This window comes from Clostridium grantii DSM 8605 (genome assembly GCF_900129965.1).
GTDB classification, from domain to species: domain Bacteria; phylum Bacillota; class Clostridia; order Clostridiales; family Clostridiaceae; genus Clostridium_AF; species Clostridium_AF grantii.
In genome coordinates, this window is sequence record NZ_FQXM01000006.1 from 36,232 (window position 1) to 49,037 (window position 12,806).

The window sequence follows — 12,806 nt, forward strand, 5'->3', positions numbered from 1 at the left end:
AGGTATTCCTTTTCTTTTTAATGATTTTAGGATAAAATAACAATGAATTAATAAATCATTTGGAGTTGATACAATGGAATTTATAGTAGATAATGTGGAAAAAACTTTTAATGTGGGCTATCAATTAGGACAATTATCTAATGCTGGGGATGTTTTTTGTTTGATTGGTGATTTAGGTACCGGCAAAACTCATATAACTAAAGGTATTGCTAAAGGTCTTGCTATTGATGAACATATTACTAGTCCTACTTTCACAATAGTTAATGAATATAGCGGACGTTTAACTTTATACCACTTTGATGTTTATAGAGTAAATGACCCTGATGAAATTGCTGCTATTGGTTTTGATGAATATATTTTCAGTGATGCTGTTTCTGTTATAGAATGGTCAAATTATATTGAAGAACTTTTACCAGAAGATAAGGTAATAATTTACATTGATAAATTACCCGAATTAGGAGAAAATTTTAGAAAAATCAAGATTCAATGGACTAGTGATAGATTTAAATATATAAAGGAGTTAAATATATGAAAGTTATAAGTGTAGATTCTTCAACTACCTCTGCTACTTGTGCTATAGTTGAAGATCATAAACTTTTAGGAGAAATAATTTATAACGATAAAAAACAGCATTCAATCATTTTGATGAGCCAAATTGATACTTTACTTACCAATCTAGGTTTAAATATAAATGATATAGACGGTTTTGTGGTATCTAAAGGGCCAGGTTCTTTTACTGGACTTAGGATAGGTATGGCAACTATAAAAGGTCTTGCTCAGCCTTTAAATAAGCCTGTAATAGCTGTTTCCTCACTTGATGCTTTAGCTTACAATATGGCTTATAGCAATGGAATAATTTGCCCTATTTTAGATGCTTTGAGAGATAATGTTTATACTGCTTTATACCAATATAAAGGAGAAGAATTAATAAAATTAACTGATTATATGGCTATTCATATAGATGAACTTATAGAACTTATAAATTTAAAAAAAGAAACTAGAGTTACTTTTATTGGAGATGCAGTACCGAAATTTAAAGAGAAACTATATAATAGTTTTAATGATACTTATTTCGCCCCAAGTCATTTAAATTCTACCAAAGCCTCTTCCTTAGGCGAGTTAGGTATAAAAAAATTATTAAAGGGTGAGCAAGATGATATATTTGCTGTAGCTCCTATTTATCTTAGAAAATCTCAAGCTGAAAGAGAATATGATAATAAAATGGAGATGAAAAAAAATGCTTCAAATTGAAGTATGCAAACTTAATGCTTCTCATGTAAATGATTTACTTTATATTAATAGTAATAGCTTTGAACATCCATGGAGCAAAGAATCTTTTATAAGTGAAATAACAAATAAATTTTCTCATTATCTTGGAGTAAAACTTAATGGTAAATTAGTAGGTTACATTGGTATATGGCTTATTATTGATGAAGCTCATATTACTAATATTGCCATTAATCCTGATTATAGAAAACAAGGACTTGCTTCAAAATTATTAAAAGCAACTCTAAGATTATGCTATAAAGAAAAAATTGATGGTATTACCTTAGAAGTTAGAAAAAGCAATCTAGCTGCTCGTAATTTGTATAAAAAATTTGGTTTTGAAGAAGAATCCATCAGAAAAAATTATTACGAAAACGGTGAAGATGCAATTATTATGTGGAAAAAAAACTGTAGCTAAAAAGCTACAGTTTTTTTTACTATCTATATGCATTTTTCTTTTCATTTGCAGTTAATTCTTCACTTTGAAGATAAGCTGATACAGATTTATATACTGGAATTGTTACTGCTGAAACAACTATCCCTTTTAATAAATTAAAAGGCAAGATTGACAATACTACAAAGTCAAACAAATTATTGATATTAGAGTTAACAGCTGTTCCCATTCCTACAAAAGCTTCTACAGGCATTTTAAAGGCTATTGCATATAATGGCAAAAACACAAAATAATTTAATAGTGTTGCTCCTATAGAAAATGCTACTACGCCTACTGCCAAACTAACAACTGCTGTTTTTTTAGTTTTCTTTATTTTATAAATATATCCTGACACTAGTACAAAAATTGATCCCACTAAAAAGTTTGCAAGTTCTCCCACAAAAACTGATGAAGTTCCTTTTAGAACTATATGCAGAATATTTTTTAATAATTCAATAATAACTCCAGCAATAGGACCCATTGCAAAAGCTCCTAATAATGCTGGTAAATCACTTATATCAATTTTTAAAAATTCCGGAAAAAAAGGTAGTGGAATCTCTAAGAACATTAATAAAAATGCCATAACTGATAGTAGTGAAATTTTAACCATTCTGTTTAATTTGATATTTTTCATAATAAAACCCTCCTAATTTTGATTCTTCAAGATTAGTTGAGATATTATAGTATAAACAACAAAAAAGTCCTGAGCAAAAGCATCAGGACGTATTGACAAATTTATACTAATACCCTCTCCCATCCAGACTTTACTGTCGGTTTTGGAATTTCACCAAATCAACCTTTCGGTTCGCGGACTATAACCGCCGGTCGGGAATTACACCCTGCCCTGAAGATACATTATTCTTTTATGAACTTATTATATCAATGTTGTCTATATTAATCAAGACATTATTTTATATTTTTCATTGACATAGATATTCTCTTTCTTTTCTCATCTACTTCTATTATTTCAACATTAACCACATCGCCCACACTAACTACATCTAAAGGATGTTTTACAAAAGAATTAGAAAGTTGACTTATGTGTACTAATCCATCTTGATGCACTCCTATATCTACAAAAGCACCAAAATCCGCAACATTTCTTACAGTTCCTGTTAGTATCATGCCAGGCTTTAATTGATCTATTTCAATTATTCCTTGCTTTAATATAGGCTTCGGAAGTTCTTCTCTTGGGTCTCTTCCTGGTTTTTTTAATTCTTTTATAATATCTTTCAAAGTAGGAATTCCTATCTCTAAAGAATCCGCAAGTTTTTGTAACCCATATAATTCTGCCATTTTATCTATAGAATTTATTTCTTCTTTTCCTATTTGAGACTCCGAATAATTTAAGGTTTTTAAAAGAGCTTTAGCCGCTTTATAGGATTCTGGATGAACTGATGTATTATCTAGTATATCTTTACTTTCTGATACTTTTAAGAAACCAGCACATTGCTCAAAAGCTTTTGGTCCAAGTCTTTTAACCTTTGATAATTGCTTTCTACTTGTAAATAAACCATTTTCTTCTCTAAATGCCACAATATTTTCTGCTATAGAAGAAGAAACACCTGAAATATATGATAAAAGCGCTGGAGTTGCAATATTTAAATCTACTCCCACACTATTTACAGCATCCTCAACTACACCTTTTAACGATTCATCTAATTTTTTCTGAGTAACATCATGTTGGTATTGTCCTACCCCTATAGATTTAGGATCAATTTTAACAAGCTCAGCTAATGGGTCTTGTAATCTTCTGGCAATAGAAATTGCTCCTCTTATAGAAACATCAATATCAGGGTATTCTTTGGAGGCAAGCTTTGAAGCTGAATAAACAGAAGCTCCCGCCTCAGATACAATAACATATGATAAATCTATTCCCTTCTCAATTTTAACTTCTTTAATCAATCTCGCAATAACTTCTTCTGATTCCCTACTAGCAGTTCCATTACCTAATGAAATTACTTCAACTCCATATTTATAAATTAATGCTTTTAATTTTTTTATTGAACCTTCTACATCATTTTGTGGAGCTGTTGCGTATACCGTAGAAATATCTAAAAGTTTACCTGTTTGATCTAACACACCTATTTTACAGCCTGTTCTAAAGCCAGGATCATATCCTAATACAACCTTACCCTTTATAGGTGGTTGCATCAATAAAGCCTTTAAATTGGCCTTAAAAATATCGATAGCACCTTGTTCACCTTTATCTGTTAATTCTGATCTTATTTCTCTTTCAATAGAAGGATAAATAAGTCTTTTTAAAGAATCTGATGCACTTTCTTCTATGTATATATCTGTAATACTATTATTCTTCAAAGAATTTCTAGTTACATATTGAAGTATTTTTTCCATATCCCCTTCAATTTTAACTGATAATATTTTTTCTTTTTCTCCTCTATTGATAGCAAGAATTCTATGCGCAGGGATTTTCATAACTGGTTCTTCATAATTATAATACATTTCATAAGGGTTGCTTTCTTTACTGCTACCTATAGATTTTAAAATCCCATTTTTTCTTACAAAATCTCTTATCCATTTTCTATATTCTGCTTCATCAGAAATCATTTCTGCAATTATATCTTTAGCACCTTTAATTGCATCTTCAACTGAATTAACATCTTTTTCTTCATTAATGAATTCTGCTGAAAATCCCTCAATATTTCCTTTGAATTCTCCAGAATAAATAACCTCTGCAAGTTGTTTTAATCCTTTTTCCTCTGCTATAGTTGCTTTAGTTCTTTTTTTAGCTTTGTATGGTCTATATAAATCCTCAACTTCAGTTAATGTTTCTGATTTTTCTATTGAAATTTTTAATTCTTCTGTTAACTTTTCTTGCTCATCTATCAATCTTATAACATCACTTTTTCTATCTTCAAGATTTCTTAAATAAGTAAGTCTTTCATAAAGATTTCTTAGAATTTCATCATCTAATCCACCTGTTTTTTCTTTTCTATATCTAGCGATAAAAGGAACTGTATTTCCTTCATCAAGAAGTTGCAGAACATCATCTACCTGTTTCTTTGAAATACCAAATTCCTTAACTAATTTAGTTACAATAATACTCACATTACCACATCCTTACATAAATAATTAACTCACATTATTTTATACCATAAAATATAAAAAGTCCATTAATTCATCATAATGTTTATGTTCACTTGCATAAAATATATTAAAACTTAATAAGGAGCTTTATATGAAAAAACTACTAGAACAAATAATTACTTGCCTTGCTTCGTTAATGTTAGTATTTAGTTTTAACATCAGTACATCTATTCATGACTTTAGTTCTTATGATACATATGAAAATATTAAATACATGTCTTCTGATTATTTTAAAGGAAGATTGACAGGCACTTTAGAAAACCGCGAAATTGAAGAATACATAAAATTAAAATTTCTTGAAAATGATTTAAAACCCTTTATGGAGGAGTATACAGATTCATTTACTACCAGTTTTCCAGAAAAAATCAATGGACAGCCTTATTTGTTTGTTTCAGATGGAAAAGGGAATAAAATAGAAGAATTTGCTTATGGAAAAGATTTTAAAGAAGATATGATGAATTTTAAAAATAATAAATTTACTTTTTCAAAAAATTCTCAGGTTTACATGCAGGAGAATATACTTCAGGCAAACGACGGAGATGATTTATTTCTAATTTACTCTTCAAAGGAACAAGGTTTAAAATTCAGAAGTTCATTTTTAAAAGATTGTCCTTGGAGCATGTGTATTATTGTTGAGGATTCTATATTAAACAAGATAAAAGAGTATGTCGCTAAAGGTTATTATATCAATGGCTTTGTTCCTTATAAAACTTCTGAAACTACTATTTCAAATGTGATGGGGCTTATCGAAGGCAAAAATCCTGATAAGCACCCTATAATAATAAGTGCACACTTTGACCATTTGGGGACTGATTTAAATAACACTATATATAACGGAGCATTGGATAATGCATCTGGTACAGCATTTATGCTTGAGTTAATAAAATATTTAAAATCTCTAGGAACACCTGATAGAGATATTTTATTTGTGGCTTTTAATGCTGAGGAATTTGGTTGTGTAGGTTCTGAAGAATTTGTCTCTAAATATAAAAATGAAATTCAAAATAGTAAAGTTTTCAATTTTGATATGATTGGATCAAATAATGCAGTTCCTTTAACTATTATGGGGGGAGTAAATGATAATGAAGATACATCATTTATGCGTTCTATTTCTGCAACCTGCCATAGCGAAGATATTCAATTTAAATATCTTTTCCAGGATTCCTCAGACCACAAAGCTTTTAGAACTAATAATATAGATGCTATTACCTTCTGTGACGATGATATTTCTAGGATTCATACTCCAAACGATACTATTGATAATATAGACATAGATAATATAGATAGGTGCTATTTAGTTGCTTCCAAACAAATTATAAAAAATGCTTTTGGAGGTAATCCTTTATTAATGTACTATAAACAAATAATATCTGTATGTATACTAATTATTTTAATCATATTTATTAAAAATTTAATATCAAAAAAATAGAGCTGTTCTTCAGCTCTATTTTTACTTATTTAGCTTCATTTTTAAGAAATTCAGTCATAAACATATCTACATCGCCATCCATAACGGCATCTACATTACCTGTTTCTGCCCCCGTTCTATGGTCTTTCACCATATTATAAGGATGGAAAACATAAGATCTAATTTGACTTCCCCAGCCATTATCCTTTAAATCTCCAGTCAAATCTTCAATTCTTTCTTTATGTTCACGCTCTTTAATTTCAACTAATTTAGCTTTTAGCATTGCCATAGCAGTATCTTTATTAGAAAATTGACTTCTCTCATTTTGGCACTGAACCACTATGCCTGTTGGCAAATGAGTTATTCTAATGGCTGATTCTGTTTTATTTACATGTTGACCCCCAGCTCCACTAGCTCTAAAAGTATCAATTTTCAAATCATCAGATTTAATTTCTATATCCTGTTCTTCAGTAAGCTCTGGCAACACTTCTAGTGATGCAAAAGATGTTTGCCTTTTACCATTTGCATTAAAGGGAGATATTCTTACCAATCTATGAATCCCCTTCTCAGCTTTTAAATATCCATAAGCATATTCTCCAGATACTTTAATTGAAGCACTCTTAACTCCAGCCTCATCACCAGCTAAATAATCCAAAGTTTCTAAACTAAAACCTTTGCTTTCTGCCCATCTAGTATACATTCTCAGCATCATTTGAGTCCAATCCTGAGCATCTGTACCACCTGCTCCAGCATGTAACGTCATTATAGCATTATTTTTATCATATTCTCCTGATAAAAGAATTCGAAGCTTAAAGTTCTCTATTATATCTTTTAAAAGTTTAGCATCATTTTTAATCTCTGATAAAGAAGATAAATCCTCTTCCTCTAAACTCATTTCTATAAGAACTTCTGTATCCTCTATCTTTTCTTTCACAAAATTATATTTATCTAATTTGTCTTTTAACATTTTTGTTTCTTGTGAAATTTTTTGAGCTTTATTTATATCAGTCCAAAACTCTGAATCTTGCATACTATTCTCTAGCTCATCAATTTTCAATTTGGTTCCTGCTATGTCAAAGTGAAACCCTCACTTCATCAAGTTCTTCTTTTAGCTGTTGAATAGCATTTACCCATTCATCAAGCTGAATCATTTACTTCACACCTTTCAAAACAAATTATTCATTTAATCCATGACAATTTTTATATTTTTTACCACTACCACATGGGCACGGTTCATTTCTTCCTACTTTTTTATCTTTTCTTGTTTTAGGTTCTTTTTTCAAAGAATCATCTGTTTTATTAGTAGTAGTTTCTTTAGCTACTTGTTCTCTTTCAGGTGCCTTTTGAATATGAACATGGAATAAATACTTAATTGTATCTACTTCGATTCCATGAATCATAGCATCAAACATTTGGCTACCTTCAAATTGATAAGCTTGAACTGGGTCCTGTTGTCTATAAGCTCTAAGACCTATCCCTCTTCTTAAATGATCCATATCGTCAATATGTGCCATCCATTTTGTATCAACTACTCTTAATAAAATAACTCTTTCAATTTCTCTCATTTGTTCAGAACTAATTTGTGCTTCTTTTGCATCATAAAGATCTCTAGCTAAACTTATTAATTTAGCTTTAACTTCCTCAATGTTCATTGATTTAATTTCTTCAATAGTTATTATATTTTTAGGAAGATAAATTTCTTCTAAATAAGCTAATAATTTTTGAATATCTTCATTCATATCATCTTTATCTGAGTTCATATGAGTATTTACAGCATTATATATAACTTCTTCCATCATTTTTTCTAATTGTGCTTTTAAATCTTCCCCTTCTAATACTTCTGCTCTTTGACCATATATAACTTCTCTTTGTTGATTCATAACATCATCATATTGAAGTACATTTTTTCTTATATCAAAGTTATTTCCTTCAACTTTCTTTTGAGCACTTTCTATTGCACTAGTAACCATTTTGCTTTCAATAACATCATCATCATCTAATCCAAGTTTCTCAACGATACTTTGGAATCTTTCTGATGCAAATATTCTCATCAAATCATCTTCAAGTGAAACATAAAATCTTGAAAATCCCGGATCTCCTTGACGACCGGAACGACCTCTAAGCTGATTATCAATACGTCTAGATTCATGTCTTTCAGTACCTATTACCTTTAATCCACCTACTTCTACTACTCCTTCACCAAGCTTTATGTCAGTTCCACGTCCTGCCATATTTGTAGCAATGGTTACTCCACCTTTTTCTCCTGCATGTGAAATTATTTCAGCTTCCATCTCATGGTATTTAGCATTTAATACTTTATGAGGTATTCCTTTTTTCTTAAGTAAAGCTGATAACAATTCAGAAGTTTCAATACTTACAGTACCTACAAGCATTGGTTGACCTGTTTTATAAGTTTCAGCAATATCATTTACTATAGCTTTAAATTTACCAACCTGTGTTTTATAAACTAAATCTGGAGTATCTTGTCTTGCTATAGGTTCATGAGTAGGTATAACAATAACATCTAATCCATAGATTTCTCTAAATTCATTTTCTTCTGTTTGTGCTGTACCAGTCATACCTGATAATTTATCATACATTCTAAAATAATTTTGGAATGTAATAGTTGCTAAAGTTTTAGATTCCTTTTGAATTTTTACATTTTCCTTAGCTTCAATAGCTTGGTGTAGTCCATCGCTATAACGTCTTCCTTCCATAAGTCTTCCTGTAAACTCATCTACAATAATAACCTCATCATCTTTTACCATGTAATCTATATCTTTTTTCATAGTATAGTTACCTTTTAAAGCTTGAACTGTATGATGTTGAATTTGCATATTTTCTGCATCAGCATAGTTTTCTAAATGATAATATTTTTCTGCTTTCTTTAGTCCTTCTTCTGTTAAAATAACAGAATTACTTTTTTCATCTACTGTATAATCTTCTGATTTTAAAGACTTAGCAAAAAAATCTGCTACCTTATAAAAATCAGTTGATTTATCTCCTTCTCCAGATATAATCAAAGGTGTTCTAGCTTCATCTATTAAAATGGAGTCAACTTCGTCAACGATACAATAATTTAAAACTCTTTGAACTTTATCTCTTTTATAAACCACCATATTGTCTCTAAGATAATCAAACCCAAATTCATTATTTGTTCCATAAGTTATATCACAATTGTAAGCTTCTCTTCTTTCAATATTTGTTAATCCATGCACTATAACCCCTGTTTTTAAGCCTAAAAACTCATATACGCTTCCCATTTCCTCTGAGTCTCTTTTTGCAAGATAATCATTTACTGTAACAATATGTACTCCATTTCCCGACAAAGCATTAAGATAAGCTGGTAATGTTGCAACTAAAGTTTTACCTTCTCCTGTCTTCATTTCTGATATTCTTCCTTGATGAAGTACAATACCACCCATTAATTGTTCTCTAAAATGTCTTAATCCAAGAACTCTAACTGAAGCTTCTCTTACTACTGCAAAAGCTTCTGGTAATAAATCATCTAAAGTTTCTTCATTATTTATTCTGTTTTTAAATTCTTCTGTCTTCAGTTTCAATTCTTCATTAGAAAGTTTTTTTAACCCTTCTTCAAATGAATCTATTTTATCTAAGTTTGATGTTAACTTCTTTAATTCCCTTTCACTATAAGATCCAAAAACTTTTTCAAATAATCCCATTTTATTTACCTCGCTATTTTTATTCTATATGGTCATTTTAACTATGACTTTATCATTATACCACCACATATTAAACCCATCAATTAAAATTGTATTTATTACCACTTATATATATGTTTTTCACAAAGCATATAGTTAATTTATTATTAATTTTTATAAAAAAATAAAGGAGGAAAATCCTCCTTTATCCTAAAATTCTGGCTCTATTAAACCATAGTTGCCATCTTTTCTTTTATATAAAACATTAACTTCGTTTGTATCTCCATTTTTATAAACAAAGAAATTATGTCCTAACATTTCTATCTGTAGCATAGCCTCTTCATCTGTCATAGGTTTCATTGCAAATCTTTTAGTTTTAACAATTTTACCTTCTTTTTCTTCTTCTTCTTTCACATAATCATTAAGTACTTGATATCTAAGAGAATCTCCTGAATGGATTCTTCTTTCTAACTTAGTTTTTTGTTTTCTAATTTGTCTAATTAATTTTTCTGTAACCAAATCTAAACCAACATACATATCTTCGTTTGACTCTTCGCCTCTTAAAATAACTCCATTGAAAGGTATAGTGACTTCAATAATATGCCTACTTTTTTGTACACTTAAAGTGGCATGAACCTCCACATCAGGTACGAAGTATTTTTCCAATTTTGATAATTTTGATTCAACTGCATCTCTTAAACCTTCTGTTACCGCAATATTTTTTCCACTAACTATAATCTTCATAAAGTCAGCCCCTCTCTATCTAAGAAAATATAAATATGTTTTATATTTAAGTATTTTTGTTATACTACTATTGTATTACATATATAATATAAAGACAAATGCCATTTTTCTGAATTTATTAAATGTTTTCACAAATTAATCTATTCTTATCTAATAAAGCTTATTCATTCTCCTTTTTTCGCCATTTCTTCAAACAAGCTATTTTGTAAAAACTATGTTATAATAGTAATAACGGTTGTGAACTACTCACCATTTTAGAAATGGGAGCTTCCTTTAATCCTAGTCAACCTACAAGTAGGAAATTATTTTACGACTTATCAGTTTCCAAGGCTATGGGTTTTTAAGGCGAACCCTTTCCGTAGTACCTACGGTAATTTGAAAACCTATAACATTATAGTAACAAATCAATAATAATTTTACAAATATAATTAATGTAAATAGTGTCGAACTATTTACATTAATATGCTATTCATCTCACCACCTAAGAGGTGGGAGAATTTCGCATAGAAAAAGTTAAATTCTACCCTTTGCTACAGATAATACAATAACTTGCTTAGCATTACTTTGTATCAATTGTTCACAGCATAAAAAGCTAGTGGCTCCTGTAGTAATAACATCATCCACCAAAAGTATTATTTTACCTGTCAAATCAATATTATTCCTTATTCTAAAGGAATTCTTTAAATTTTCCCATCTTTGTTCTTTGTTTAATCCTATTTGATCTTTGGTTTCGCAAATCTTATACATAGTTTTTATAGTTTTTACATTACACCTTGCCCCTATTTTCTTTGCCAAAAATTCACTTTGATTATATCCTCGTTTTTTTAATGCCTTTTTAGATGAAGGAACAAATGTTATACAATCAAATTGTAGATTATTTTTTACTACGTAGTTATGTAGTAATTCTGCTAATATATTTCCCGATTTAAAATCACTTTTATATTTCAAATTTAGTATAAGTTTTTTTATTATTCCAGAATAGTACGAAAAGGTATAACATATAGTTTTTTCAATTTCCTTCTCTAATAGCATTATTTCATTACAAACTTTAATTTTACTAATACAATTAGAACATAACTGTTGATTATCTATAATGCTTTCATCACATCCTGGACAAATATCATCTTTTGCATAAATAACATCTAAAACACATTCTAAAATAAATTTTGCGCTACGAAAAATTTTTTTTCCCATGCTTCCTTATTAAAATTCCTTATTATATTTTTTGATTTTTCAATTTCTAAATTTTCTTCTTTTGCTAAAAAAATAACTTCTCCTAAATTATTTTTCTCTTTTCTTCCAACTTTACCAGATATGTAAATAAGTTTTTTATAATTAAAGCAATTATTGTCTGCAAAAAATACCATTATATTTGCATTCTCTATATCTAATCTATTGTGACAATAATCATTTGTGACTATTATAGAACTTTTTCTATTTAAAAACTTTTTTAATTCATCTTTATCTTTATTATATTCTGTAAAATAATATACCTCCTTCGAAATATTTCTACAGTATTTTTCTAAATAAGAATAAACCTTATTCACTCTTTCTTTATCTGGAACATAAATAATAACTTTTTTCTTATTTTCTAATGACCATTTTAAATGTTCATAAGCTACATAAGGAAGATCCTTATTCAAATCAATCTTAGTTTTTATAAGCATCGGTTCCACTAATGGGCACCCATTGTCTCTTATAGGTATAATTATTTCCTTATTCCCGCTAAAAATACATTCAAAATTATAAGAAATTATTTTTCCTCCAAAACTTAGTAACCTTCCCATACTTCTTATAATCTCTTCATAAGAAAGATTAACCACATTACTTATTCCATTGTAAACAATAATTTCAAATTTATCTTGTATGTGGTCTAAATCATCACATTTTGCAACTACTAATTCATATTGCTGAGTATTGTAATCTTCTTTTATATTTATATAGTCCCTAAATGTACTGTTCTTTTTTATAAGATTAATTACTTCCACATTATCCTCTTCTTCTTCTGTTATATAAAGAGTTTTAATACCATTACTACAATTTTCTAAAATAACTTTGTATAAAATTTCCGAAGAATTATAAGGAATGGTTGTAATATTTAAAAGTCTTTCCCTTCCTTTACTCCACCGAATTAATTCATCACTTAATTTTTTCTTTTCCTTACTAATCAATAAAGAATTCATAT

General features: G+C 29.0%; 11 protein-coding genes and 1 riboswitch. Of the genes, 4 read left to right on the plus strand and 7 right to left on the minus strand.

The window, feature by feature from the left end; all coding sequences use genetic code 11:
- Positions 1-73 precede the first annotated feature (73 nt).
- Genes tsaE through rimI form a run of 3 tightly spaced genes read left to right on the plus strand, consistent with a single transcriptional unit; the run spans position 74 to position 1,684 of the window.
- Positions 74-532 (plus strand): tRNA (adenosine(37)-N6)-threonylcarbamoyltransferase complex ATPase subunit type 1 TsaE, encoded by a 459-nt coding sequence (tsaE, locus tag BUB83_RS06425; protein ID WP_073337628.1) that lies wholly within the window; start codon positions 74-76, stop codon positions 530-532.
- Complete coding sequence (tsaB, locus tag BUB83_RS06430) at positions 529-1,251, plus strand: tRNA (adenosine(37)-N6)-threonylcarbamoyltransferase complex dimerization subunit type 1 TsaB (protein WP_073337629.1); 723 nt, start codon at positions 529-531, stop codon at positions 1,249-1,251. Before tsaE ends, tsaB begins: the two co-directional genes overlap by 4 nt.
- Entirely contained in the window at positions 1,238-1,684 is a 447-nt protein-coding gene (gene rimI / locus BUB83_RS06435; protein ID WP_073337630.1) for a ribosomal protein S18-alanine N-acetyltransferase, read from the plus strand. Before tsaB ends, rimI begins: the two co-directional genes overlap by 14 nt.
- A 19-nt stretch (positions 1,685-1,703) precedes the next feature.
- Here the strand turns inward: rimI and BUB83_RS06440 are convergent, their stop codons facing one another.
- Together BUB83_RS06440 and BUB83_RS06445 are read right to left on the minus strand one after the other, a co-directional pair.
- Positions 1,704-2,333 (minus strand): ECF transporter S component, encoded by a 630-nt coding sequence (locus BUB83_RS06440; RefSeq protein ID WP_073337631.1) that lies wholly within the window; start codon positions 2,331-2,333, stop codon positions 1,704-1,706.
- 107 nt (positions 2,334-2,440) lie between these two features.
- Positions 2,441-2,555, minus strand: a riboswitch (FMN riboswitch).
- A 50-nt stretch (positions 2,556-2,605) separates the two neighbouring features.
- Complete coding sequence (locus BUB83_RS06445) at positions 2,606-4,768, minus strand: Tex family protein (protein ID WP_073337632.1); 2,163 nt, start codon at positions 4,766-4,768, stop codon at positions 2,606-2,608.
- A gap of 130 nt (positions 4,769-4,898) precedes the next feature.
- On the opposite strand from BUB83_RS06445, the gene BUB83_RS06450 reads away from it, so the two are divergent.
- On the plus strand, positions 4,899-6,236 hold the full coding sequence (locus BUB83_RS06450) for a M28 family metallopeptidase (RefSeq protein WP_073337633.1): 1,338 nt from the start codon (positions 4,899-4,901) through the stop codon (positions 6,234-6,236).
- 25 nt (positions 6,237-6,261) lie between these two features.
- Here BUB83_RS06450 and prfB read toward each other — a convergent pair.
- The 5 genes from prfB to BUB83_RS06475 form a co-directional block, all read right to left on the minus strand.
- Positions 6,262-7,366, minus strand: a protein-coding gene (gene prfB / locus BUB83_RS06455; RefSeq protein WP_341465343.1) for a peptide chain release factor 2 whose coding sequence is annotated in 2 segments (ribosomal slippage) — positions 6,262-7,290 and positions 7,292-7,366 — 1,104 coding nt in all. Because the reading frame shifts where the segments join, the coding sequence is not laid out codon by codon here.
- A gap of 24 nt (positions 7,367-7,390) precedes the next feature.
- On the minus strand, positions 7,391-9,898 hold the full coding sequence (gene secA, locus BUB83_RS06460) for a preprotein translocase subunit SecA (RefSeq protein WP_073337635.1): 2,508 nt from the start codon (positions 9,896-9,898) through the stop codon (positions 7,391-7,393).
- Positions 9,899-10,087: 189 nt separating this feature from the next.
- On the minus strand, positions 10,088-10,621 hold the full coding sequence (gene hpf / locus BUB83_RS06465; RefSeq protein ID WP_073337636.1) for a ribosome hibernation-promoting factor, HPF/YfiA family: 534 nt from the start codon (positions 10,619-10,621) through the stop codon (positions 10,088-10,090).
- Between the two features lie 513 nt (positions 10,622-11,134).
- Entirely contained in the window at positions 11,135-11,815 is a 681-nt protein-coding gene (locus BUB83_RS06470) for a ComF family protein (RefSeq protein WP_073337637.1), read from the minus strand.
- A complete protein-coding gene (locus BUB83_RS06475) occupies positions 11,776-12,804 on the minus strand; it encodes a helicase-related protein (protein ID WP_073337638.1) in 1,029 nt (342 codons plus the stop codon). Before BUB83_RS06475 ends, BUB83_RS06470 begins: the two co-directional genes overlap by 40 nt.
- Between the last annotated feature and the right edge of the window lie 2 nt (positions 12,805-12,806).